Source organism: Sporanaerobium hydrogeniformans (assembly GCF_002735925.1).
Lineage (GTDB): Bacteria > Bacillota > Clostridia > Lachnospirales > Cellulosilyticaceae > Sporanaerobium > Sporanaerobium hydrogeniformans.
Genome location: NZ_PEDL01000017.1, coordinates 41305 through 68207 on the forward strand (window position 1 = coordinate 41305; position 26903 = coordinate 68207).

The window sequence follows — 26903 nt, forward strand, 5'->3', positions numbered from 1 at the left end:
TGATTTTAATCTCACCTACTTATGGATAGAATATGTAGGTTTTTAAGAACTATGTATTCTGTCACAGTTAGGTTTTTATTTGCCAATTTTACTCTTTGCTATATCTTCATCTATTGCTACAACTACACGATTTTTACCTTTTGCCTTTCCCCTAAGTAGGGCATTATCTGCTGCTTTTACTGCTTGATGGGGAGTAGGTGCCATATCAGGATAAGAACAAGCACCTAATGTAATTGTCACAGGCAATTCTATTCCATAAATCACTTGTATATAATGTACAGAACGCCTTAACTCTTCAAAAATATGTACGGCATCCTCAAAAGGTATAGGAATAAGTACAACAAATTCATCTCCCCCATACCTAATGACTTCTCCTCCGTATTCTTTGACGCAACCTTTGGCCATTTGGGCAATAGCTTTAAGTACCTCATCCCCTTGAAGGTGTCCGAGTACATCATTAATTGTCTTAAAGTTATCTGTATCTATCACTGCTACTGATAAAATACTTTTAGAATTTGTTACTTTATCTAAAACCTTTTGCATATAACGTCTATTATAAGTGCCTGTTAAGGGATCTGTTTCAGATTCCTTGGCTACTGTTTGTAACAATCTTGAATTTTGTGCATTAATTGAAATAAAAACAGTAAGGGTTTCAAAAAATACAATCGTATTGTCTGTAAAAAAATTAGGTGCCTCATGCTCTAATACAAGAGCCCCAAAGATACTATTATCATTAAAGTTTCTAAGTGGCACAGCATGTCTAGATAAGGGTATATTAAGGCAGCTTAATAACGGAGCTGTAATCTCTTCTTTTTTAAAAGTATAAGATTCTTTAAGTTGGCTAATAAAACCAGGGATTTCAGTAACTTTTCTTTCTCTAAAATCATTTTGAAGCTCTACACTTCTAAAATAAAGTTTATAACCCTCTTCGTTTTTTACCCATAAGTAACAGGTTGTTACCCCCATAACACCCATAAGCATATCTGTAATCACAGACATAAGTTGTTTAAAGGAGCTAATATTAACAGCTTCCTTCATAATCTCCCCAAATACCCATAACATACCACGTTGTTGTTGTAATTCTGTCTCTAAATAGTCTATTCGATCCTGTCTACTATCTAATGTCTCATTATTCATGTTTTTTCCCTCTCCCTTCGGGTAAAACTTAAATTTCTTGAATGAGCATTCCTACATAACCTGGTCCAGCATGAACACAAGCAACAGGACTAATCCAGTCCCAATCCTCAAAGGTTTCTACATGAGGTAAGGTTAAGAGTTGTTCTTTTATAGTATTTTTTATATCTTCACCATCTCCATGGTTCATATAAATGTTATACCGACCCTCTTGACTGGTAATCTCCATACATTGTTTAACAAAAGTACTAATAGCCTTTGCTCTTCCTCTTACCTTTGCAAAGGTTTTATATTTCCCATCCTCACCAATAGTGATAATAGGCTTTAAATTTAAAAGGGTTCCTATAGTACCTGATACGTGTCCAATCCGTCCACCTACCATAAGGTACTTTAATGTATCTACAATAAATAGAGTATGTTGCTTTGCTCTAAATTTATCCAGTTCCAGTACAATTTGCTCTAAGTTATACCCCTTCTCTCTAAGTTCTGCTGCCTTTAATATCAGCATTCCTTCCGCAATGGATATTGTTTTTGAGTCATATACATAGATCTGCAGCCCTTCATAATCTTGCTGTATCATCCGAACTGCATTATAACACCCTGATAAACCTGACGACAAAGTAACCACTAATACATGTGTATAACCTGCCTCTTTCAACCTATCAAAGGTTTGCTCAATTTCTTCTAGGGGAGGTAAAGAAGTGGAAGGTACCTCTACCTCTAAGTTTCTAATAACTTCTCTAGAAGTAATATCCAGTTGATCTCTATAGATTTTATCCTTGTAGATAATCTGATAATGTAACATCTCAATTTGATATTTTTCAAGCTGTTTTATCGTTAAGTCAGATGCAGTATCTGTCACAAGAGCTAGTTTAAACATAGTCACTCTCCAATCTCTTATCTATTAATTTATACTAAGTCACCCATAAAATCAAATATATTATTCGTTTTTGCCATTAATTTCTTCTTTTCTTGTGAAATTGCGCTAAATTTTACCCTTGTAAATTTTTATCCTCAAGCTATTAACACAATTTTTCAGCAATTCTAACACTCTCCATTGCATCTTTTGCATAATAATCTGCTTCAACAAATTCTGCCAAATCAGGAGTAAGTACCGCCCCTCCTACAATAACTTTTACCTCTGGACAGGCTACTTTTAAAGCAGCAATGGTTTCCTTCATACTTCCTACCGTTGTGGTCATCAGTGCACTTAGTCCTACAATTCTTATATCATGCTTTTTCACCGCTTCAATTACCTTTTCACTTGGTACATCCTTTCCAAGGTCGTACACCTCAAAATGATAATTTTCCATAATGACTTTAACGATATTTTTCCCAATATCATGGATATCACCGTAAACAGTTGCTAATGCCACTTTAGGTTTTTGGGCATGAATACTACTTTCTTCTTTTGTCATAGCTTGCTGAAGTACTTCAAAGGCTTTTTTAGCAGCTTCTGCAGACTTAATAAGTTGAGGTAAAAAAATCGTTTGTTCTTCATAAAGAGTCCCTACTTGATTAAGTGCAGGTACGATTTCTTCTTCTACAATTTCTAAAGCCTTTCGTTCTTTCAGCTTGCTTGTTGTAGCTTTTTTAGCTTCCTCCTTTAATCCTACAATAATAGCTTGTTTTAAATCCAGCTTTTCTACTTCTGGGTTCGCTCCGTTTGGCAAAATAGCTAGCTCATTCATTTGAGTGTTTTGAGTAATATAGGCTTTTGAATCTTTATCTTTACCTGTTAATACACGATAAGCACTAATAGTCTCTAGCATCCCTGTATCGCCAGGATTCATGATAGGCGCATCTAACCCCTGCATGAGAGCCATAGCTAACATTGTTTTATTAATAATAGGCCTATTGGGCAATCCAAAGGATACATTGCTCACACCAAGGACAGTTTTGACCCCTAATTCTTCCTTTACAAGCCTTACAGCTCTAAGTGTCTCTAATACTAAATCCTGCTGAGCAGATGCCGTTACAACTAAACAGTCGATTAAAATATCTTTTTTAGGAATACCTATTTCTCGTGCAGCCGTTACAATCCTTCTTGCTACCTCTAAACGTTCCTCAGCAGACTCTGGGATCCCTCTTTCATCTAAAGTAAGACCTAGTATGCAGGCTCCATATTTCTTAGCAATAGGCAAAATGGCTTCTAAGCTTTCTTTCTTCCCATTAACAGAATTTATAATAGGTTTCCCATTGTAAATACGTGTTGCCTCTTCTAATGCCTGTACATTAGAGGAGTCTATTTGAAGTGGAAGCTTCACCATAGACTGTATTTCTGTAACAGCCTTTTTAAGCATAGCTACCTCATCTATATCTGGAAGACCCATGTTTACATCCAGTAGATGTGCTCCTTGTTTTTCCTGCCCAATAGCTTCTTTAAGTATATAATCCATATCGTCATTTCGAAGAGCTTGTTGAAGAAGCTTTTTACCTGTTGGATTAAGACGCTCTCCTATGATTCGTACATCATCAAAATAAACGGCTTTCCCATGACTGCAAACCCCTGTTACTTCTTTATAGGTAGGTTCACTATAGGGCTCATTGCAAGTTGCCTCTATCGTTTCTCTAATATATGCATAGTCGGTTCCGCAGCATCCTCCTAATAAAGAAACACCCATTTCTGCAAATTCTTTCATGTACCTTGCAAATTCTTTTGGTGAAACATTATAATGAACCTGCCCATCCTTTATAACTGGAAGACCTGCATTAGGTTGAACAAGGATAGGAATAGATGCTTTTTCTACAATCTGCTGTACAATGGGCTTTAGTTCCTTAGGTCCTAAAGAACAGTTTACACCTACGGCTGCGACACCTAAGGCCTCTAGTGTAAGAATCATACTCTCTACACTTGTACCAAAAAAAGTTCGGCCATTTTCCTCAAAACTCATGGTACAAAAAATAGGTAAGTCACAATTCTCTTTAGCTGCTAATACACCTGCTTTAAGCTCATACAAATCTGTAAAGGTCTCAAAGAGGATAACATCACAGCCAGCCTTTGCTCCTGCCACTACTTGCTCTTTGAAAATATCATAGATTTCTTCAAAGCTTGTATCGCCTATTGGTTCAAGCACCTTCCCACTAGAGCCAATATCTAAGGCAATATATCTATTTTTATAACCTTTTCTAGCTTCTTTAGCAATCTCTACTGCCTTTTCTATCATACCCTCGACTGTATAAGGTGTCTTATTCAGCTTATAGCGATTTGCCCCAAAGGTATTCGTTGTAATAAAGTCAGCTCCTGCCTCTAAGTATTCTCTATGAATCTCCTCTATTACTTCTGGTCTTGTATAATTATAGCTTTCAGGTAGCTCCCCTAGCTTTACTCCTTTACTTTGAAGGACTGTTCCCATTCCACCATCTAAATAGAGACGTTTTTTCCCTAATATATCATAAACCACACTTTTCACCTCTTCTTCTATATATGCAGCTTCTTACTAAACTACAAGTACTGCAAGTTTTTTCTCGTTTTTCTTTTTGATTTGAAATGCCTATAAAGGCTGTAATGGATTTAGTAGGCAGAAGCATCTGGGTTTTCGTTAGCGATAGCCCAATATGCCTCCCTGCATTCAAAATAGCTAAAAGATCACCTTGACATGCTAAAGGTACATCCCCATAACCAGGGCTAAAACGCTTAGTTAAGAACTGTCCTTCTCCCAAGCTTTCTATCCTATCTTGTTCCCATTCATCACATAACTTATCCACCCAAACTGAAGCACATGCATCTAGTACCAACGCGTCTAGCATATCTAGCTTCTGTTTAAGGCGAATTTGTCTATCTACTTCTTGTCCTAAGGTAGCTGCTAATATATATACTTTCTCACAATGCATAAAAAGCTTATATAAGTCTTTACTTTCTAGCATCAACGTTGTCCCCTCAAAGCCTATTTTATTTTCTTGCCTAATAAGCATGAATTCTTTACTAATAAGCTTGGGACTCGCTAACTTTTCTAAAAACTTATAGGTTGCATCAACTTTGCTCACTATTTCTTCGTTTTCTTGATTAAGAGGAATGCCTATGTAACGTAAGGCTTCCCTCATCATTTGTCTTGTTATTTCCATATAGCATCCTTTTTAATAAATCCTTTTTAATCTTTTTTTAAAACAGATACAAAGGGATTATCCTTTATATAAAAGCGCCACTCTACTTCTGCATACTCCTCAGCATAGGGAATATTAATGCGTTTATCTGCTACCCTTTCAGTAATAGGTGGTGCATCTGCTACCCATATGGCACCTTTTTGAGTAACAGCTGTCTCATTTAAACTCCTATCAATTTGTAGCGCTTTACAAAGCTTTCCAGGTCCATTCGTAAGTTCTATTCTTTTTTTAGATTGAATAGGTCTATTTATTTTTGCAAAGCATTCGGATTCTTCACCTATAGGTTCTATCGCTCTTATTAATACAGCATGAGGTATCCCCTCATCACCTGCCACTAAATTTAAGCAATTATACATCCCATAAATAAGATAAATGTAAGTAATACCACCTGCTTTAAAAATAGGTTTCGTACGTGGGGTAGGTATGCCTCCATACGTATGGGCACCTTTATCCTCTGGCCCTCTATATGCTTCTGTCTCTACTATTTTAAATGGATAAGCCTTTTGGTCTATTTCTCTTACTAGTATTTTACCTAAAAGTGCTTTAGCTACTACTAGGCCATCTTGCAGATAAAAAGCTTGCTCTAATGGTTTCATATTTGATCACCTTTATACCTTAGATTATTCTTCCTTTAATACAATAAACCTTCTTGCACTTTTTCCTAACTTGATTTCCTGATAAAGAGCATTGACTTCTGCTCCTATCAGTAAGAGCATACAACTAGCATATAGCCAAATCAGAAGTATAAATATACTTCCTATACTACCATAAAGTTGATTATATTTACTATAATTATCTATATAAACCGAGAAAAATAGCGTGAATACATACCAACCTAAAGCTGCAACTAACGTACCTGGCCACACATTTTTATATTTTGTATACTTACGAGGAACAAAGGTATAGATAATATAAAGGACAACCAAAAGTGCTATAGGAGTCATGATCAACCTTCCTAAATTCCAAAGAGGCATAAAAATACCTGTGTTTATATCTAAGCCACGAATAATATACCTTCCCACACGGTCTCCAAATACCATCCCCACCATCATCACAATGATTAGTAAAGCTAACATGATAGTATAAACAACGCCACTTAAACGTGCTAACCAAAAAGGCCTTACGTATTTAGAATTATAGGCTAAATGAATCCCTCTAATCATGGCATTAACTGCTGTTCCTCCTGACCACAAAGAAATAAGCACACCTACAGATAAAAGAGTCGTACTTCTATAGCTTATAAAGCGCTCTACTGTATTTTCAATAAAAGGTACTAAAGAAGCTGGAACGACCTTTGATAGGTTACTTAGAAATAACTCCGTAGGTATTTGTGTATAACTTAGCAATGTGAGTATAAAAATTAAAAACGGAAAAAATGCTAATATCCAATAATAGGCAATCTGAGCACTTGTAGCTGCTATATTATGTGATGAATATCTTTTCCAAAGTCTTTTGGTAAATAACCCTAATTTATTAATCATAGGCTCTCCCTTCTTTTACTCTACCTTATTTTATATTCTCCCTCTTTTTTACATAGACATACTTTAATGAAAAAAATCACTGATTCCTTTTCACGAAAAATAAAGCTTGTATACCTTAGGTATACAAGCTTTATTTTTTACTAGCTGTCATTGAAGTTACTTTATCCTTTGCTTTAGCAAATATCCCTTTTTTCTTTGCTTCTGGCAATTTTCCTGAAAGGACATTTACAATAAGTATTCCAGCAAGTTCTACTTTAATTTGCTTTTTAGTAGGAATACTGTTGTAAATACGTTCATCACACATAAGTGTTTGGATTTGTGGCCCGATTTTGGCAATAACAACTGGCATCTTACGCTTTCTATAAAGCTTAGGAAGGCTGTCCTTCACTTGCTTAGGAAGCTTTAGATTATCTACTTTGTCTTTCTTCTTATCTATAACAAATAGAGTTGCCGCTTGTTTATTTTGGTTAATAAGCTCTTGCTGACTGTCGTACTTAGCTTGTAATTTTCTTCCCCAAAAATAGAGACCTACTAATATGGCAGCAATTACTGCTAGCACAATCCAAAATATTGTCCAATTCACTGATTTTACCCTCCTTAAAGTGTCATGCACTCAACTTAGATAAGTATAGCATACCCAAAGTTATAAGACAATGTGTTAATAATTTTTCTTATATAATATAATACTAAGTGAAAGATACTCTTTTAAGGTGGTGTAAAATGCTACATATGCTCTCTTTGAAATATACGTGGCTTAATATTTTTCTATACATTAACATACTTATTGCACTTTCTTTTATTTTCTTTTCTAGGAAACCCCCTACCACAACCTGGGCTTGGATTATGATTATGCTTTTTATTCCTCTATTTGGCTTTATCCTTTATCTTTTTTTTGGTCAAGATCTTCGCAAGCGTAAAACCTTTAGCATAAAAGAAGAAAAAGATCGCTTTTCTGCTTTAATGGAACGTCAAAACAGCTCGCTTTTGCATTATCTGGAAGCCTATGATAATCCCCTTATACATCATTATGAAAGCTTAATTAGGCTCAATCTCTCTGCTCATGAAGCTATTTATACGGAAGATAATACGATTAAAATCCTCACAGATGGAAAAATTTTATTTGAAGATTTTTTTGAAAACATCAAAAATGCTAAAAAATACATTCATATTGAATCTTACATTATCCGTGACGATCATCTTGGTCAAGAATTTAAACGCTTACTCATTAGTAAAGCCCAAGAAGGCATTGAAATTTTCATTTTATATGACGATATGGGGTGTTTAACTACTCCTAAAAAATATTTTTATGAGTTACGCCAAGCTGGTATTAAAGTAGCTTGCTTTTTCCCCTCTCTTATTCCTTTTATCAAACTACGAGTTAATTATCGTAATCATCGTAAAATATGTGTTATTGATGGTTCTCTTGCCTATTTAGGTGGTTTTAATATAGGTGATGAATACCTGGGACTTAATAAAAAATTAGGTTATTGGCGTGATACGCATCTTAAAATAACAGGCAGTAGTGTACGCTTTATTAATTTACAATTTTTATTAGATCGTCGTTTTGCCATTAATGAAAATCTTGCCCTAGATCATTACATCCCTCTTGATACCCATAGGCAGCAAGGTACTGTAGGGATACAGATTGTATCAAGTGGTCCTGACTCTAGGTACTCTAGCGTCAGAAATGGTTATATTCAAATGATTCATGCTGCTAAAAAGTCTGTTTTTATTCAGACCCCTTATTTCATACCTGATGAAGCTGTTCTTACAGCACTTAAATTAGCTGCCCTTTCAGGCATTGATGTACGTATAATGATTCCTAATAAACCTGATCACATGATTGTTTACTGGGCTACCTATGCTCATATTGGTGAAGTTCTAAGCTGTGGGGTACGTTGTTATACTTATGAAAAAGGTTTTCTCCACGCCAAAACAATTATAGTAGATAATACCATTGCCTCTGTAGGAACAGCTAATTTTGATGTGCGTAGCTTTAAACTGAACTTTGAAATCAATGCCTTTATCTATGACTTTGAAACAGCTAACGAACTTACCAATGTTTTCTTAGAAGATTTAAAAGATTGCAAAGAAATTACTCCTAAGCTTTATAGCCAGCGTCCCGCCCTTGTTCATTTCAAAGAATCTATCTCCAGGCTCCTTTCACCTATCCTATAACCTTGATCTAAAAAAAGTAGGCGTATCTTACTCAATACGCCTACTTTTTTAGGAACCAATAACAATTTCTCCCTCTGTCCTTCGAATGGTGCAATGTACCTGACTATCATCTATATATTTAATCGTACTTCCTATTGTTACCTTCACCCCTGGATGAATGGTATCACTGATTTTAATCATACCATCTTGTACATCTCTTAAAGTATTAGCAAGTTCTCTGTATTCATGTTGTAAAGCTTCAACTGTTTCTTTAAGTGGTCCTTGTGCATCCAATAATTTCCTTAGCATAGCCTGTTTTTGTGGGTCTAAGCTAGCTTGTGATTTAAGGCAAAGGAACTGTATACTCTTTTCAATTTTTCGAAGATTAGAATTTTCCTCAGCTATTTGCTTTTCAAGTGCCTTGAATTTTTCATATGTACTAGGAGGCACTCCAATCTGTACACAGGTTACTGTGCCCATAGGTGATCCAATATTTCTTGCTAGAATAAGGGAGGTAGCTGAAACACTTCCACCTACTATGAGTCCTTTACCACTCTCTACTTTTATCATATTTCCTGCAGACACGTTAGAATGCATAATAGCTTCTGTAATAACGTCTCCACCTGCTTCTACAGTTGTATTTTGTATAAACTTAGCAATAATATTGCCACCTGCAACAAGCTTCCCTTTATTGCCACCTTGAATACCATAGCTTAAAAAGATATCGCCACCCGCCATAATGGTGGCCTCCTCTACAGAACCTTTTACCTCCACAGAACCTACTGCTTTAATAGTAAAACCAGACTTTACACTGCCAGTAATAATGACATTTCCTAAAAAGTCAATATTTCCAGTACCACTATCTAAATCCCCATTCAAAGTGTAAACTGTATTGACATAAACATTATGTCCATCGTATTCAAGCTTACCATCTACAGAAGCATATAAGCTTAGTCCATCTTCTGAAGCATGCGTATTTTTCCCTTTTGGTAATCTGGCTTCTTTACCCTTTTTTGCTTTAATAGTCTGCCCTAGTACATTAAAACCATTTTTGCCCATGGTAGCCATTGTTTTGGTCGCTAATAAGTCTCCCGTCTTAACATTTCTAACAGCACTTAACTCTCTAAAGTCTACTGTTCCATCTTCCTTTTCCTTTGGTCTAAGATGCTTGATTTCTTCTTTGTCAAAATTCAATTTTAACACACCATCTTTACCGTCTTCTGCTTGCTCACCTTTTGCAATAATATACTTATAGCGATATTTCTTACTCTTTACTAACTCTGCTATAACATCTTCTAGAATGCCACTTACAATACCTTTTTTTTGCAGTTCCTTCTTAATATCATGAACAGATAAGACTTTTCCCCCATTGAGAGGTTCTTGAAATTCAATAACTCCTAACATTCTATCCCTAGATATTTCTAATACTACAGTTTCATTGACTACTTGAAGCTCTTCTCGTAAATTTCCCATAATCCTCTTCCTCCCCCATTCTATTTTTATAGCACAGTTATTTCATTTAAAAGTTCTACAACAATAGCGTGTACATAATGCGGTAAATTTCGTCTCTCTTCTTCTTTTAATTGGTCTATATAAATAGGTTTGCCTATATTCATATAAGCAGTTGTTTGTTTAATACTTTTACTCGCTTCTAATATTTTATAGGTATCTTGAAGAGCAATAGGGATAATGGGAACATTTGTTTTAGTTGCTAATTTAAAGCTTCCTTCTTTAAAATCTTTCATTTCAGGCGCATAGGTTCTAGTTCCCTCTGGAAAGATAATGACCGATTGACCTTTTTTGAGCTCTTCTATGCCTTTTAAAATGGCTTTTAAAGATTGCCTAGGGTCTTCTCTATCTATATAGATACTTCCCATGTCCTCAAACCATTTTCCAACAAGAGGCATTTTTGAAACTTCCTTTTTACCAATAAATATACCTGGTTCTTTAAGAATGCTCATTAAAATGACAATATCAAATACACTTTTATGATTAGCTACATATAAAACTGGACCACTCTCTGGTAAATTCTCTTCCCCCTTTACCTCTAGCCTTGTTCCAGCCGCTTTAAGCATATCTTTACTCATTGCTTTAGCCATCTTAAAAATCTCTTGTCTACTCCCATATGCTTCATGCTTAGCATTGCCATAGGTATATTCTTTTCTCTTTAATACGGTTCTAAACTGATGCCATACCATGGTACTTACTACTCCAACACTTCTTAGCATAGAACCCCCCCTTAGTCCTTTTTATAGTCTTCTAGCATTTTTTGTCTTAATTCATAGAGTTTATCGGATAATACAACTGGCATAATTTGAGGATTAATAAGCCTTTTGTACTCATCCCACAATGTTTCTAGTTCTGTGTGTGCATAGGTCTTAATTTCTTTTACTGTTTTGTTTTGATAAACCTTTTTCCCTTGCCTATAAATAGGAACTAAAAGCTCTCTAAGCACAAAGGTATGGGGTTTAAGCTTCATTTTTTTCCATCTTGCTTTTGTCTCTAATAACGTTAAAGGCTCTTCTTCTTTAAAAACTTCTCCTTCTAATGCTAAAATATCTGCAAGCATCTTATAAGTTTTCTTGTCGTAAACTCTGACAATCTTTTTAATACCAGGATTTGTTACTTTTTCTGGATTATCCGATATCTTTATTTTAGGAATGACTGTACCATCCTTACTTATTTCAGCTGCTAGCTTATAAATGCCCCCAAAGGACGGACAGTCTGAGGATGTAATCATATTGGTTCCTACCCCCCAAAGGCTAATTTTAGCCCCCTGTCTTTTAAGGTCTGCAATTAAGAGTTCATCTAAGTCACAAGAAGCACTAATAATAGCATCCGTATGTCCTGCCTCATCTAGCATCATTCTTGCTCTTTTAGAAAGATAGGCAAGGTCTCCACTATCCAGGCGAATACCATAAGAAGCAGATTTTATACCTGCAGCTTTCATTTCATCAAACACTTTAATGGCATTAGGCACACCTGACTCTAAAGTATCGTAGGTGTCCACAAGTAAAATACATTTGTCTGGGAATAACTTAGCATAGGCTCTAAATGCTTCAATCTCTTCTTCAAAACTCATTACCCAGCTGTGTGCATGGGTACCTGCTATAGGTACATCAAAGAGTTTACCTGTCAGCACATTAGAAGTTGCCGTGCAGCCTCCTATAATGGCAGCCCTAGCACCATACACACCTGCATCTGGTCCTTGTGCTCTGCGAAGCCCAAACTCTAAAACAGCATCTCCTTCAGCAGCTCTTACCACACGAGCTGCCTTAGTCGCAATCAAACTTTGATGATTAATAATTGTAAGAAGTGCTGTTTCTACAAACTGTGCTTCTAAGATAGGTGCTTTAACCCGCATAAGTGGCTCACCTGGAAAAACAACCGTTCCTTCTTCTATCGCATCAATATCTCCCGTAAATTTAAAGTTTGCTAAATAATCTAAAAAACTTCTATTAAATAATTTAAGACTTTCTAAATAAGTTATATCTTCCTCATTAAAATGTAGATTTTCAATATACTCTATAGCTTGCTCAAGACCTGCACAAATAGCGTAGCCATTTTTAGAAGGATTATTTCTATAAAAAAGATCAAATACTACTTCGTGATTATTTACATCATTTTCATAATAACCTTGCATCATGGTAAGTTGATACAAATCAGTTAATAAGGTTAAGTTTCTTTCACTCATCTTGCGTATCTCCTATTTACTTTGACGTCAGCTCTACTTTGTATTATAGTAATACTGTTTAATATATTATAACATAATTCACTATTACTAGGTGTGAAATCCTAAAAATTGATAAATAGAAATTTTATATTCTGCATTTTATTACTAAAGAGGTGTTTCTTGTGTTAAAAAATAAAAATCAATCCCAAATTCTTGTTATAACTACATGTATAGCTATTTTCTGTAATTTATTATGGGGAACACCTTTCCCTGTTCTTAAGATACTCTATGCCCAAATGCATATCCAAAGTAGTGATTTAGGTGGAAATATCACCCTTATTAGCCTACGCTTTATCCTTGCAGCATTATTCCTTTTTCTGTTTGCAATTTTTACCAAAGCCCCACTCTTTCACTTAACTAAAAAGCAATGGCTCCTTGTAGCCACATTAGGCCTATTTAGCACAACTCTTCAATACTTCTTTTTTAATATTGGTGTAAACAATACAAGTGGTATAAAAGCTTCCATTCTAGGACAAGTAGGCATTTTCTTCTCTGTTATTTTAGCTCATTTTATTTATGAAGATGACAAGCTGAATGTTAAAAAAATTATCGGACTTGCTTTAGGTTTCCTTGGCCTCGTTTTAATCAACTTAGATAAGAGCACAGAAGGGATGCTTCATTTCAAACTATTAGGTGAAGGCTTCATGCTATTTTCTGGACTTGTGGGTAGCTTGGCTCTATTTACTGCTAAACGTATTGGCAAGGAACTCCCTTCTATCGTTTATACCACTTGGCAAATGCTTATCGGCTCTATCCTTCTTTTTGTAGTAGGATACTTGATGGGTGGCAGGGTTACTGAGCTTCACTTTACCCCCTTTAGCCTTATTCTTTTAGTTTATCTTGCACTCCTCTCAAGCGTAGCTTTTTGTCTATGGTACTCTATCCTGCAATTCAGAAAGGTGGGTGAAATCGCACTCTATAAATTTATTGTACCTGTAAGTGGAACCATCCTTACTGCCCTTCTTATTCCTAATGAGCACCTTCTTCCTATTCATATCGTTGCCCTTTTGCTTGTAGCCTTAGGAATTATTAGTGTTAACCGTAAAAAAGGTTGATTTTTCTCCTTTACAAACCTGCATTTTAAATTTATAATGTTACTATTGATTTTTATATATTTTAAACACAATGAAAAGGACTAGTACTATTTTTGAAGCGGCGAAGCGAGTGGGGTTGGTGTAAGCCCATACGATAGAAAATAGGAAAAATCACCTTGGAGTGGCAGACCGAACCTCGATCTTTGATGAGTGTAGGCTCTGACGGTTTCCTCCCGTTACCATAAGGAAAGGTATAACGAGTGGTCTTATAGAAGGCAAATCAGGTGGTACCGCGGAAGATGACTTTATGATGTTCTTTCGTCCTGTTGATGGATGAAGGAGCTTTTTTAATGCTCTAAAATCCAAAACTATCCATTTTATTTATAGAATCTATTTAGGAGGATGACTATGTACAAAAAAGTTGACACTGCCCTTAACTTTGTAGACAGAGAACTTGAAGTCTTAGAGTTTTGGAAAAAACACAATGTATTTGAAGAATCAATTCAAGCAAGAGAAGGTGGCCCTGTATTTACCTTTTACGACGGCCCTCCAACAGCCAATGGTAAACCTCATATCGGTCATATCTTAACACGTACAGTGAAAGATATTATGCCACGTTATAAAACGATGAAAGGCTACAAAGTGCTTCGTAAAGCAGGTTGGGATACCCACGGTCTTCCAGTAGAACTTGAAGTAGAGAAGCTTCTTGGCATTAGTGGTAAGCCACAAATTGAGGATTACGGTATTGAACCTTTCATTGAAAAATGTAAGGAAAGTGTTTGGAAGTACCAAAATGAATGGGAAAAGATGTCTGACCGTGTAGGTTATTGGGTAGACATGGAAAACCCTTATGTAACTTATGATAATAACTATATTGAATCCGTATGGTGGTCACTTAAAGAGATTTGGAACAAGGATCTTATCTATAAAGGTCATAAAATCGTGCCTTACTGCCCTCGTTGTGGCACCTCCCTTTCTTCACACGAAGTTGCTCAAGGCTATAAGGACATTAAAGATCAAACAGCAACTTGTCGTTTCAAAGTAGTGGGTGAAGAAAATACTTACCTTTTAGCTTGGACAACTACTCCATGGACACTTCCATCTAACGTAGCTCTTTGTGTGAACCCAGAGCACACCTATGTGAGAGTAAACTTTGAAGGTAACACTTACATCTTAGCCGAAGCTTTAGTAGCCTCTGTGCTTGGTCAAGAAGGTGTAGAAATAACTTCTAAATTTTTAGGCAAAGAGCTTTGTGGTATGGTATATGAGCCACTCTTTACTTCTGCAAAAATAGATAAAAAAGCCTTCTTTGTAGTAGCAGATAACTATGTAACCCTTACAGATGGTACAGGTATCGTACACATTGCCCCTGCTTTTGGTGAAGATGACGCAAGAGTGGGACGCACAAATAATCTTCCATTCGTGCAACTTGTTAACGAACAGGGTTATTTCACCGAAGAGTTTCTAGCAGACTTTCCTCAGCTTAAGGATGTCTTTGTAAAAAATGCAGACCCAGAAATCCTTAACTATCTAAAGATGCAAGGTACACTTCTTAAGGCGACTCCTCATACCCATAGCTACCCACACTGTTGGAGATGTGATACCCCTCTTCTTTATTATGCCCGCGATACTTGGTTCATTGAAATGACAAAGGTACGTGACAAGCTCGTAGCCAATAATAATACGGTTAACTGGATGCCCCCATCTATTGGTGAAGGACGTTTTGGCAACTTCCTTGAGGGTGTTATTGACTGGGGTCTTTCTCGTTCACGATACTGGGGAACACCTCTACCTATTTGGGAATGTAAATGTGGTCATCGCCATATGATTGGAAGCATTGAAGAACTTAAAGCAATGAGTTCTGACTGCCCAGATAACATCGAGCTTCATAAACCCTACATTGATAATGTGCATCTTAATTGTCCAAAATGTAACAATGCGATGACTAGAGTAGGTGACGTTATTGATTGTTGGTATGATAGTGGTTCCATGCCATTTGCACAACTTCACTATCCATTTGAAAATAAAGAGCTATTTGAAGAAAACTTCCCAGCTGACTTTATCTCAGAAGCTGTTGACCAAACACGTGGTTGGTTCTATACTTTAATGGCTATTTCTACACTTATTTTTGATAAAGCTCCTTACAAAAATGTTATCGTTCTTGGTCACGTTGGTGACAAAGACGGTGTGAAGATGAGTAAGCACAAAGGCAACGTAGTAGACCCTTGGTCTGTTCTTGATGTACAAGGTGCTGACGCCGTACGTTGGTACTTCTACTCAGCTTCTGCGCCATGGCTTCCAAGTAGATTTGCTGGTGAAAATGTCAGTGAATCACAACGTAAATTTATGGGTACCTTCTGGAATACCTATGCTTTCTATGTGCTTTATGCCAATATTGACGCATTCGACCCAACCAAGTACGAGCTTAAATACGATACTCTTAATAGGATGGATAAATGGATACTTTCAAGACTTCATACTCTTGTCAAATCAGTAGATGAAGACCTTGAAAACTACCGTATCTTTGAAGCTGCTCGTGATATGCAAGACTTCATTGATGACGTATCTAACTGGTATGTACGCCGCTCACGTGAACGTTTCTGGCAAAGTGACATGCCACAAGATAAGATTAATGCTTACAAGACACTTCATACAGTCCTTGTAACACTTGCTAAGCTTGCAGCACCTTTTACCCCATTTATGGCAGAGCAAATTTATCAAAACCTTGTTAAATCAGTAGATGAAAAAGCTCCAACAAGTGTTCACCTCTGTGACTTCCCTGTATGTGAAGAAGCCATGATTAATAAAGAACTCGAAAAACACATGAATGAAGTCCTTGAAATCGTAGTACTCGGACGTAGCTGCCGTAATGAAAGTGGTATCAAAAACCGCCAACCAATCGGTACACTTTATGTAGGTGCTACAGAAGTTCTCCCACAAGCATTTATTGAAATTGTAGCAGAAGAATTAAATGTGAAGCATGTAGAGTTCACTACAGAAGCTGCTGACTATATTTCTTATAGCTTCAAACCACAAATGCGTACGCTTGGACCAAAATACGGTAAAATGCTAAACAGCATTAGAACTGCTCTTTCTGAGCTTGATGGAACAGCTGCTATGGCTGAGCTTAATGAAACAGGCATTCTTAAACTAGCTATTGAAGGTTCTGAAATCGAACTTACTAAAGAAGACCTCCTCATTAGTACAGCTCAAAAAGAAGGTTATGTAGCTGCTGCTGATAAAGGTTATACAGTTGTTATCGATACCAACCTTACAGAAGAACTCCTTGAAGAAGGTTTCGTCCGTGAAATCATCTCTAAAATTCAAACTATGCGAAAAGAAGCTGACTTCGAAGTTCAAGACCACATCCATATCGCCTATACAGGCAGCGAAAAGGTTGCTCGCATTTTATCTAAAAATGCTGCTTACATCGCTTCTGAAGTTTTGGCTAATGGTGTAACCGAAGGCACTCTTGATGGCTATACAAAAGATTGGAAGATTAACGGCGAAGCTGTTACCTTCACAGTCCAAAAAGCTTAATTTAAAAACAAAAAACCAACCCTCTTAAAAAATGGTTGGTTTTTCTTGTAGTCTTCTTTATTTTTTAGTAAAATAATAACAATAAAATTTAGAACATTCTAAAGGAGGCTCATAATGAAAATCGAACAACGTATGGATGAATTCCAAAAGGTCGCAACTACAAAGGAAGGTACCCCTGTAGAAGAACGGATGGATGAATTTCATAAACCACAACCTTCAAAGACAGCCAAAACTCCTCTGCCAAGTAAAGCTACTTCTGAGCTCCCTTATGGTTTAAAAGCGCATAAGCCCTGTCTCTTCTGTTCAGGAACCTTAGAGCTTCAAGAAGTAAGAGCTTCTGAGGCTCTTTACCTTTGCTCCAACTGTCAAAGAGAGATCACCTTTCCTATTACTTAGAGTAGGACTCTAGCGCATTAGGAGGTTAATAAAAAGGGACGATATAGAATCGTCCCCTACAGATAGATTTATAAAGGGCTAGTATATACTAGCCCCTTTGTTTTTAGAATAACTTCTTTTTCATCATAAAGATGGTAAGTATCGCGGTTAATACAATAGATATAATAAGGATATAGAGAAAGGCCATAGGGTTGTTTTGAAGCGGAACATCTACGTTCATCCCCCATAAGCTAGCAATCATAGTAGGTATAGAAAGGACAATCGTAATAGATGTAAGTGTCTTCATTACAATATTTAAGTTATTTGAAATAACAGATGCAAAGGCATCCATTGTCCCACTTAATATGTTGCTGTAGATATTAGCCATCTCGATAGCCTGTTTGTTTTCGATAATAACGTCTTCTAGTAAATCTTCATCTTCTGGGTACTGTTTAATAGCTTCCATGCGCATCATCTTTTCCAGTACAATTTCATTAGCACGAAGTGAGGTTGTAAAATAAACCAAACTCTTCTCTAGATCTAAAAGCTGGATAAGCTCTTTATTTTTCATAGATTTATGAAGCTCTTGTTCAATCTTATGACTCATACGATCAATGTAGCGTAAGTACTGTAAATAGGAAGAAGCATTTTTATACAAGAGTTGTAAAATAAAACGCGTTTTCTTAAAGGTAAAAAACCCTTTGATTTTGCCTGAACTAAAGTCCTCTAAAATTTGTACATTTTTAAGACAGGCTGTAATAATAAATTTATCTCCCACAATAATACTCATAGGAATAGTTGCATATTCCCCAGCACCTTCTTCTGATTCTTTAATGGGTACGTCCACAATGATCACTGTACAGTTATCATCTACTTCAATACGTGCACGTTCTTCCTCATCCAGTGCAGATAAAATATGGTTCACTTCGATGTTAAATACTGAGGATACTTCATTGATTTCTTGGGGGGTAGGATTGATTAAGTTAATCCATGCTCCCTCTTCAAAGACATCTATTTGTTTAAGTCCCGTTTCAAATGTTTTATAAATCTTTTTCATTTTACACATCCTTTGCCCTTACTCTAATTTACCACAAAGGATGGCACACAAATAAAGCTATCAAAAGCAATAAATTAGAGTGTAGATTATTTTATTCAATTTCATTCTGCTACGCCTATAACTCGGTCCGACGTCCATTAATGGTCACACACTCCTTTTTATTATGATATTTTACTTTACTTTTTATCAATTTTATCTATCCTTTCTAATACTATTTTATTCTATTATGTATGTCAAGCAAATTAACACTGACTTTATACTTTATTTATACAAAAAGGTGGCTAAGTGCCACCTTTTTGTATTTTAATAAATTTTTCCTGCTTTTGCCTTACCTGTTTTTGCTTTACCTTGTATTTCTGGGACAGGTGTCTCACTATTTTTAGAAAAATGTGCCTTTGAATTGCTTTCTGTTCCATGAGGTTCATTAACATCAGGTCTTTTCATCCCTGCTTTTGCCATTTTTTCACCAACCTTCTGATTAGATCTTTTATTTATTTTGTCACACTTTTTAATTTTTATGCTTGTATTTTTTTACATTTGTAACATTTTTAGACTTAACCTCATATACTATTAGTAGACTATTTTTATGAGCATAAAAGGAGGGCTGCCATGAAAAATGAATACAATTACTCCATCCTCTCACTTGTCGTTTTACTTCTTGGATTAATAGCTTGCATCCTATGTCTTTTATTTCCTCATCTCACTGTTGAGGCCCAAAGTGTCCTTATCATTTTTGGTATTTGCTTTATTACTATTGGAATTTCTTCCTATACAAGTCATCATAAAAAATATATAAAAATGAGTTGTTTAAAAAATGGAACTGTTCCTATACTTGGTCACTGGCACTATGCACCTCATAGTTCTCCCCTCATTAATGAACTCATTAAAGAGAAAAAAGTAACTGCGATCTATACTACTGTTCTTACTCTCTTTTTAGCATTTACTTTTGCCTTTATCATCTATCTTACCAATGAAGCCTATTCCATCCCTTTAAGCATTGCTCTATCTGCTTTAAGCTTACTTGCAAGTATTGCTCTATTTATTTTCTTGCCTCGCTACTACGATACCTTACTTAACCAACCTGCTGAAGTCATTTTTGGTGAGGATTGCTTTTGCTTCTTAGATGAATTGTTTTGCTTACAAAAATCTATCTATTTACTTGGAGATGTGCGTATTGATTACAGTGACGAATGTTCACTTCAATTCCTATATGGTTCACCAGAAGTAACACCTACTCCCTCTTACCAAATTAGTATTCCTATTCCTCCTAAAGAAATGGAAACTGCCCAGAGTATTCAGTCCTATTATCTTGATCTCATTACTTGGATACCCCCTGAAAACTAAGTAACCCTCTCAAAAAGTCATCAAAAGAGGTGGAACCTATCCCCCCTTCTTAGGTTCCACCTCTCTTTTTTATGCCTTTTAGGCAGGACTACCTCTTAATGCTTTTTAAGTGCCTCTATAAAAAATCCCTGATGCTTCCCTAAAATTCTCATTGAGTTTATAACTGCTAAAAGGGAAACACCTACATCTGCAAAAACTGCAAGCCACATATTAGCAATACCTATAAGCCCTAACAGAAGTATCAGCACTTTAATGCCTAATGCAAAAATAATATTTTGCGTTACAACCCTTCTGGTTCTCTTAGCTACATCTAGTACATCGCCTATAGAACTAAGGCTATCTGTCATAAGCACCACATCAGCTGCTTCAATAGCTGCATCTGAACCAACGCCTCCCATGGCAATCCCAATATCTGCTCTAGCTAAAACCGGAGCATCATTTATACCATCTCCTACAAAGGCTACCTTTCCTTCCTCAAGCTCCTTTTCTAAGTGCCTTACCTTATCTTGTGGTAAAAGTCCTGCATACACCTTATCTACGCCTACTTGCTTACCAATGTATTCTGCAAACTCCTTCCTGTCCCCTGTTAGCATAATAATTTTTTTAATGCCTCTTGCTTTTAAAGCTTTAATAGCCTTCTCGCTATCTTCTTTTACTTGATCTGCTACAATAATACAACCTAGATAACGTCCATTTTTTGCTACATGGACTCTTGAACCTAATTCATTGGTGTCCATAACAGACAAGTTATGAGCTTTCATAAGCTTTTCATTTCCTACTAGTAAACTTTCTCCTTTTACTTTACCAACTAAACCTTGGCCACTTACTTCTTCATAATCGCTCACTTTAAGCCCTTCAAGTTTTTCTTTACCATAAGCTTTAACAATAGACCTTGCAATAGGATGATTAGAAAGACTCTCTAGCTGTGCAGCTAATCGTAAAATTTCTTCTTCACTACCTTCCTTTACTAAAATATGTGTCACATCAAAGCTTCCTTTGGTAATGGTCCCTGTCTTATCTAACACAATGGTATCAATAGCATTTAACTCTTCTAAATAGTTACTTCCCTTTACAAGCACACCTTGCTTAGATGCTGCCCCAATCCCTCCAAAAAAACCCAGAGGTACAGATACTACTAAGGCACAAGGACAAGAGATAACAAGAAATACGATACTTGTATAGACCCAATGCTCTATATCTCCTGTTATAATAGAAGGAATAATTGCTACAAGTAAAGCCCCTAGCACTACAAGAGGCGTATACCACTTTGCAAATTTCGTAATGAATTGCTCGGAGTGAGATTTTTTACTACTTGCACTTTGAATAAGTTCTAATATCTTAGATACTGTACTTGTTTCAAAGACTTCTGTTACTCTTACTTCAAGTAGACTATTTTGATTAATGGAACCACTTAATACCTGATCCCCCACTGTTACTTGAACAGGCAAAGATTCTCCTGTAAGCATAGAAGTATCTAGTGTCCCCATTCCTTTAATAACAATGCCATCTAGTGGTATCTTTTCTCCTGGCCTTACTTCAATGATTTCCTCTCTCTTTACTTCCTTAGGATGAACGGTAAGGACTTTTTCTCTTATAACTCGTGCAAAATCAGGACGAATATCCATCGCCTTTTCAATCTGTCTAGTAGAATAGTCTACAGCCCTACCTTGTAAGTATTCACCTATCTTATAAAAAATCATAACCGCAACTGCTTCTGGATATTCACCGATTATAAAGGCTGCCACTGTAGCTAAAGTCATTAAAAAGTTTTCATCTAGCATACGTCCCTTTAAAAGGTTTTTTATAGCTTGCCAAATAACATCATATCCAACAACTCCATACGCTACTATCATAAAAATATCTTGCTTTAAAACACTTCCTAATAAAAGGAGCGAGATACTTGCTACGAGTGAAATCAACTCTCTATGTATAGGAGAGTGACTGTGCTCTTGTGAGTCATCCTGCTCTAACGCTACTTGCTGTTTTCCTTTTGGATAGATAATCTCTACACCTCTCTCGATGTCATCAACAATCCCTTGGATATAACCCCTAAGCTCTTCTTTATCCACTTGCTGCCTTACCTCTAAAGTAAGCTTCTTTAACATGAAATTTAAGGTAACTGCTTCAAACTGATTGGATCCTCTTAGTTTTTCCTCTATCTTGTTAGCACAGTGTGCACAGTTTAAATTAAGAATTTCATATTCATATCTCATACGACTCCTCCTCATCCTAATACATATGAATGAATGTTCATATGTTATAATATATATCATATGTACCTCATTTAAAATTGTCAATACTTTTTTATGTTAAAGTACTTTATTTAAGTGTATAATCAAAGAGATTGAAATTAAGCTTTAGGAGGTTATTATGCTAGAAAAATTCACACAGGAACTCATTACATTTATCGATAAAAGTCCTTCTATGTTTCATACTGTTCAAACATTAGAAGAAACTTTAATAGAAAATGCTTTTAAATATTTAGAGCCTTCCATGCCCTGGAAGCTGCAAAAGGGAGGTAAATATTATACTACTTGTAACGGCTCTTCTCTTATTGCTTTTCGCGTGGATTCATTAACAATTGAAGAAGAAGGCTTTAAAATCATAGGTGCTCATGGTGATGTGCCTGGTTTTCGTATTAAACCTGAGCCTCAAATCACTACAGAAGGATATATTAAACTTAATACAGAAAGCTATGGTGGTCCTATTTTAAACACTTGGCTTGATAGACCCCTTTCTATTGCAGGGAGAGTATCTCTTAAAGGAGAGCATCCACTTCACCCCGTTACTAGGTTAGTTGATTTAAATAAACCCCTTTTAATCATCCCTAATTTAGCGATTCATATGAATCGTGAGGTCAATAATGGGGTTACTCTTAACAAACAAAAAGATACCCTTCCTCTTTTAACCTATACCAATGAGCCAGTAGAAGAAAACTTAATCCTCGAACTTGTTAGTAAAACACTTGATATTCCTAAGGAAACGATCCTTGATATGGAGCTTTTCCTCTATCCTTTTGAAAAAGGTATGAAGGTTGGCTTAAATGAAGAATTCATCTCTTCGAGTCGCCTTGATGATTTATCCATGGTTTATAGTGGACTTCAAGCTTTACTTACTAGTCAGTCTCAAACAGGTATTTCACTTTTTGCTTGTTTTGATAATGAAGAAATAGGAAGCCGTACCAAACAAGGTGCTGACTCTCCTCTTCTTATTCAAACCCTCGAGCGTATCTTGCTTGCTCTTGGTAAAAGCCGTGAAGAACTCTTTATGGCTCTTAGTAAATCCTTTATGATTTCTGCAGATGTGGCACACCTTACTCATCCAAACAGCCCGGAAAAATGTGATCCTACTCACCGCGTATTACCAGGTAAAGGACCCGCCATTAAAGTAAATGCTAACTTTAGCTATACAACAGATAGTGATTCTGCAAGTAGCTTTATGGCACTTTGTAAAGACCATGCTATCCCTTATCAAATCTTTGTCAATCGTTCAGACGAAAAAGGAGGTTCTACCATCGGTCCCGTAGCGACTTCCCACCTAGGTATACGTTCTGTAGATATTGGTACCCCTATGCTAGCTATGCATTCTGCACGAGAACTCATGGCTTCTATGGATGTGCTGCATACCTATCACGCACTTTTAGCTTTCTATAATCTCAATTAATACAAAAGGGATATCCTCCTTTTTAGAAAAATAATACTTTTAAATTTTGAATTGTTATTTTTTTATTGTATAATAATTTTAATTGTTATAATTTTAGAATTTTTTAATCATTTCTACAGGGAGGTATCCTATGTCTTATTCATTTAATAAAAGTAAATTCAAAGAAGAAATACTCGACCATGTTAGAAACTTTTCTCGTAAAACTTTAGAGGATTGCTCGCTTCAAGAGCTCTATCAAGCAGTAGCTTTTGCTGTAAGAGATATCATTACTGACCACTGGATTGCAACGCAAAGAGCTTACAATCAAAAAACTCCTAAAACACTCTATTACTTATCTATGGAATTCCTAATCGGTCGCGCCCTAGGTAATAACCTTGTCAATATGGGCATTATGGAGGAGGTTCAGGAGGTTCTTGATGAACTGAATATCAAAATTAATTTAGCTGCTATCGAAGAGCAAGAACCTGATGCAGGCCTTGGAAATGGTGGGCTTGGTCGTTTAGCTGCCTGCTTTATGGATTCTCTTTCTACTTTGTCCTATCCAGCTTACGGCTGTGGTATTCGGTACAATTATGGTATCTTTAAACAAAAAATAGAAGACGGTTATCAAGTAGAATACCCTGATGATTGGCTTAAAAATGGTAATCCATGGGAAGTGAAACGCACAGATAATGCCCGTGAAATTAAATTTGGTGGAACTGTTTCCTCTTTTGTAGATGAACGTGGGAAAATCCATTTTGTTCAGCAAGACTATGAATCTGTCTTAGCCATCCCTTATGATATGCCTATTGTGGGTTATAAAAATGGTTTCATAAATGCCCTTCGATTATGGGATGCAGAAGCGCCTGATAAATTTATCCTTCGCTTTTTCGATCAAGGTGCTTATCAAAAGGCAGTTGAGCAACAAACTCTTGCTAAAACCTTAGTTGAGGTGCTTTATCCTAATGATAACCACTATCAAGGTAAAGAATTACGTCTTAAACAACAATACTTCTTTGTCTCCGCTACTCTTCAGCAAGCCATTGCCAAGTTCAAAAAATCTCATAGTAGCCTTTATCTGTTACCAGAAAAGGTTGTCTTTCAAATGAATGACACGCATCCTGCTGTAGCAGTAGCTGAACTGATGCGTATCCTCTTAGATGAAGAGCAACTCGAATGGGATGAAGCCTTTGATATTACGACGCGGACGTGTGCCTATACGAATCATACAATTATGATTGAAGCCCTTGAATCTTGGCCTATAGACCTGTTTAGCAAGCTACTTCCTCGTATTTATCAAATCATCGAAGAAATCAATAGACGTTTTTGTATCAGCCTTCGTGAGGAACATCATCTTTCTGAAAATATTATTCACAATATGAGTATTATTTCTGATGGCCAAATCAAAATGGCATACTTAGCCATCGTAGGAAGCTTCTCCGTTAACGGCGTAGCAGCTATCCATACTGAAATCTTAAAAAAAGATGTTCTGAAAAATTTCTATAATGTGTATCCTCAAAAATTCAATAATAAAACAAACGGTATTACACAAAGACGTTGGTTAGGTCATGCTAATCCAGAACTGGCGGCTTTAATCACTCATACTATTGGAGATAAATGGTATACAGACCTTATGGAGCTTAAGAAGCTGCTACCTTATGCTCATGATAAGAGTTTTATGAAAGAGTTTGATGATATTAAATTCCATAATAAAGTACGTCTTGCACAGTATGTTAAAGAGCATAATGGTATCGTTCTCAATCCCCACTCTATCTATGACGTACAGGTTAAACGTCTCCATGAGTACAAACGTCAACTTATGAATGTCCTTCATATTTTAATGCTTTATAATGAAATTAAAGACAATCCAAATGGTAACTTCGTTCCAAGAACCTTTATTTTTGGAGCCAAAGCTGCTCCTGGCTACCGTAAGGCTAAACTCATTATTAAGCTCATTAATGCTGTTGCGGATAAGGTAAATAATGACCCTTTGGTAAGGAAATACCTAACTGTTGTATTCATTGAAAACTATAATGTATCCAATGCTGAAATCATCATTCCTGCTGCCAATGTCAGTGAACAAATTTCTACAGCAAGTAAAGAAGCTTCTGGCACAAGTAATATGAAATTTATGTTAAATGGGGCTCTCACAGTAGGTACATTAGATGGGGCTAATATCGAAATCTATGAAGAAGTAGGTCCAGAGAATATCTTTATATTTGGTCTTACCTGCCAAGAAGTACTTGAGCTTTATAAATCTGGTAACTATAGTCCCTGGGATATTTATCACAATGATAGTGAGATTAACCGTACCCTTAAATCTCTCATTAATGGTACACTTTCACCTGACTCACCTGATTTATTTGTAGAAATTTATGAATCTCTTATCAATCGTGCAGGTGATAATCTCTCTGACCCTTATTTCATCCTAAAAGATTTAAGACCTTACCATGCTGCTCAAAAGCTTGTAGATAAGGCTTACTTAGATAAAGAGGGTTGGATCCAAAAAGCTATTATTAATACAGCCTGCTCTGGTAAGTTCAGTTCCGATAGGACCATTAAACAATATAGCTCTGAGATATGGGGGCTAGAATCATTAAAAATGAATAAAAAATCCTATTAAATTAACTGTATTTTCATCTTTTCTTCTTATTTCTGAGGGCATTATATGTTATACTAAAAAAGTAAACGTCCCAATAAGGAGGGAAAGCAATGGAAGAAAATGTGCTTGTTTGTATTACTATACAAGAAAATAGCCGTCGTCTTATTTCCGAAGGAGCTCGTGTGGCTCAATCGGTAGACGCACCTCTTCATATATTACATATACGAAAAGGTGAAACTATTTTTGATAATCCTGAAAGTAGCAATTTACTACAAGATTTATTTGGGTATGGCTCGGAATTAGGTGGAGAAGTTCACTTTTTATGTAGTCATCACATTATTGATACAATTATAAATTTTATTAAAGAAAATCATATTACGCAGCTTGTCCTAGGAGAAGTACCTCACCTTCATACGGAAACCACTTCTCTTGGTGTCTATGAAAAAGTTCTTGAAAGTTTACCTCATGTACACATCACTGTACTGGCTCGTGAAGAGATTACATTAAATGCTACTATTTAACAATTTGTGATATAATAAAAGAGTCTAGTTCTGAACCGACCCCCAAAAGTTAGACCTGAAAATCTAACAATTGGAGGTCGTTTTTTTATGGCAAAATATGATTATGAATTCAAGAAAAAAATTGTAAATGCATACATGAATGGCGAAGGAGGAAAACGGTTTTTAGCAAATAAGTATGG

21 protein-coding genes and 1 other annotated feature are annotated in these 26903 nt (G+C 36.1%); of the genes, 8 read left to right on the forward strand and 13 right to left on the reverse strand.

Going from position 1 to position 26903, the window contains the following annotated elements; all coding sequences use genetic code 11:
- Window positions 1-75 precede the first annotated feature (75 nt).
- The 7 genes from CS063_RS13600 to CS063_RS13630 all read right to left on the reverse strand — a co-directional run bounded on the left by CS063_RS13600 (window position 76) and on the right by CS063_RS13630 (window position 7302).
- On the reverse strand, window positions 76-1137 hold the full coding sequence (locus tag CS063_RS13600; protein WP_099450248.1) for a sensor domain-containing diguanylate cyclase: 1062 nt from the start codon (window positions 1135-1137) through the stop codon (window positions 76-78).
- A 28-nt stretch (window positions 1138-1165) separates the two neighbouring features.
- A complete protein-coding gene (locus CS063_RS13605) occupies window positions 1166-2014 on the reverse strand; it encodes a DegV family protein (RefSeq protein ID WP_099450249.1) in 849 nt (282 codons plus the stop codon).
- 142 nt (window positions 2015-2156) lie between these two features.
- On the reverse strand, window positions 2157-4538 hold the full coding sequence (locus CS063_RS13610) for a homocysteine S-methyltransferase family protein (protein ID WP_330401020.1): 2382 nt from the start codon (window positions 4536-4538) through the stop codon (window positions 2157-2159).
- Entirely contained in the window at window positions 4528-5199 is a 672-nt protein-coding gene (locus CS063_RS13615) for a vitamin B12 dependent-methionine synthase activation domain-containing protein (RefSeq protein ID WP_099450250.1), read from the reverse strand. The genes CS063_RS13610 and CS063_RS13615 overlap by 11 nt, the downstream gene beginning before the upstream one ends.
- 26 nt (window positions 5200-5225) lie before the next feature.
- Window positions 5226-5834 carry a DNA-3-methyladenine glycosylase gene (locus CS063_RS13620; protein WP_099450251.1) on the reverse strand — a complete coding sequence of 203 codons (609 nt, stop codon included), beginning with the start codon at window positions 5832-5834 and terminating at the stop codon, window positions 5226-5228.
- A 24-nt stretch (window positions 5835-5858) separates the two neighbouring features.
- Window positions 5859-6719, reverse strand: coding sequence for a YihY/virulence factor BrkB family protein (locus tag CS063_RS13625; RefSeq protein WP_099450252.1), 861 nt, complete (start codon window positions 6717-6719; stop codon window positions 5859-5861).
- Window positions 6720-6849: 130 nt separating this feature from the next.
- Window positions 6850-7302, reverse strand: coding sequence for a hypothetical protein (locus CS063_RS13630; protein ID WP_099450253.1), 453 nt, complete (start codon window positions 7300-7302; stop codon window positions 6850-6852).
- A gap of 137 nt (window positions 7303-7439) precedes the next feature.
- On the opposite strand from CS063_RS13630, the gene cls reads away from it, so the two are divergent.
- Window positions 7440-8897: a cardiolipin synthase gene (gene cls / locus CS063_RS13635; protein ID WP_308415516.1), complete on the forward strand. Its 1458-nt coding sequence runs from the start codon at window positions 7440-7442 to the stop codon at window positions 8895-8897.
- Window positions 8898-8945: 48 nt separating this feature from the next.
- Here the strand turns inward: cls and CS063_RS13640 are convergent, their stop codons facing one another.
- From CS063_RS13640 to CS063_RS13650, 3 genes are read right to left on the reverse strand one after another with little or no spacing between them, the layout of a single operon-like run.
- Entirely contained in the window at window positions 8946-10349 is a 1404-nt protein-coding gene (locus CS063_RS13640) for a DUF342 domain-containing protein (protein ID WP_099450254.1), read from the reverse strand.
- Between the two features lie 26 nt (window positions 10350-10375).
- Entirely contained in the window at window positions 10376-11104 is a 729-nt protein-coding gene (locus CS063_RS13645; protein WP_099450255.1) for a lysophospholipid acyltransferase family protein, read from the reverse strand.
- Window positions 11105-11115: 11 nt separating this feature from the next.
- Window positions 11116-12570, reverse strand: coding sequence for a nicotinate phosphoribosyltransferase (locus CS063_RS13650; protein WP_099450256.1), 1455 nt, complete (start codon window positions 12568-12570; stop codon window positions 11116-11118).
- A gap of 161 nt (window positions 12571-12731) precedes the next feature.
- On the opposite strand from CS063_RS13650, the gene CS063_RS13655 reads away from it, so the two are divergent.
- The 3 genes from CS063_RS13655 (at window position 12732) to CS063_RS13665 (ending at window position 17579) form a co-directional block, all read left to right on the forward strand.
- Window positions 12732-13664, forward strand: coding sequence for a DMT family transporter (locus CS063_RS13655; protein WP_143452469.1), 933 nt, complete (start codon window positions 12732-12734; stop codon window positions 13662-13664).
- Between the two features lie 61 nt (window positions 13665-13725).
- Window positions 13726-13972 (forward strand) — a binding site (T-box leader).
- A 79-nt stretch (window positions 13973-14051) separates the two neighbouring features.
- Entirely contained in the window at window positions 14052-17183 is a 3132-nt protein-coding gene (ileS, locus tag CS063_RS13660; protein ID WP_099450258.1) for an isoleucine--tRNA ligase, read from the forward strand.
- Window positions 17184-17297: 114 nt separating this feature from the next.
- Entirely contained in the window at window positions 17298-17579 is a 282-nt protein-coding gene (locus CS063_RS13665) for a hypothetical protein (protein ID WP_099450259.1), read from the forward strand.
- 103 nt (window positions 17580-17682) lie between these two features.
- Here CS063_RS13665 and CS063_RS13670 read toward each other — a convergent pair whose 3' ends face one another.
- Complete coding sequence (locus tag CS063_RS13670; RefSeq protein ID WP_099450260.1) at window positions 17683-18615, reverse strand: magnesium transporter CorA family protein; 933 nt, start codon at window positions 18613-18615, stop codon at window positions 17683-17685.
- A gap of 303 nt (window positions 18616-18918) precedes the next feature.
- Window positions 18919-19074, reverse strand: a complete 156-nt coding sequence (locus CS063_RS17690; RefSeq protein ID WP_180270799.1) for a hypothetical protein — start codon at window positions 19072-19074, stop codon at window positions 18919-18921.
- A gap of 150 nt (window positions 19075-19224) precedes the next feature.
- Here CS063_RS17690 and CS063_RS13675 point away from each other — a divergent pair, with 150 nt between their 5' ends.
- Window positions 19225-19959 carry a hypothetical protein gene (locus CS063_RS13675; protein WP_099450261.1) on the forward strand — a complete coding sequence of 245 codons (735 nt, stop codon included), beginning with the start codon at window positions 19225-19227 and terminating at the stop codon, window positions 19957-19959.
- Between the two features lie 95 nt (window positions 19960-20054).
- Here the strand turns inward: CS063_RS13675 and CS063_RS13680 are convergent, their stop codons facing one another.
- Window positions 20055-22172, reverse strand: coding sequence for a heavy metal translocating P-type ATPase (locus CS063_RS13680; protein WP_099450262.1), 2118 nt, complete (start codon window positions 22170-22172; stop codon window positions 20055-20057).
- 157 nt (window positions 22173-22329) lie between these two features.
- Here CS063_RS13680 and CS063_RS13685 point away from each other — a divergent pair, with 157 nt between their 5' ends.
- From CS063_RS13685 to CS063_RS13695, 3 genes are all read left to right on the forward strand, one after another.
- Window positions 22330-23622, forward strand: a complete 1293-nt coding sequence (locus CS063_RS13685; protein ID WP_099450263.1) for a M18 family aminopeptidase — start codon at window positions 22330-22332, stop codon at window positions 23620-23622.
- Window positions 23623-23752: 130 nt separating this feature from the next.
- Entirely contained in the window at window positions 23753-26224 is a 2472-nt protein-coding gene (locus CS063_RS13690; protein WP_099450264.1) for a glycogen/starch/alpha-glucan phosphorylase, read from the forward strand.
- 89 nt (window positions 26225-26313) lie between these two features.
- Complete coding sequence (locus CS063_RS13695; RefSeq protein ID WP_099450265.1) at window positions 26314-26724, forward strand: adenine nucleotide alpha hydrolase family protein; 411 nt, start codon at window positions 26314-26316, stop codon at window positions 26722-26724.
- The last annotated feature ends 179 nt before the right edge of the window (window positions 26725-26903 follow it).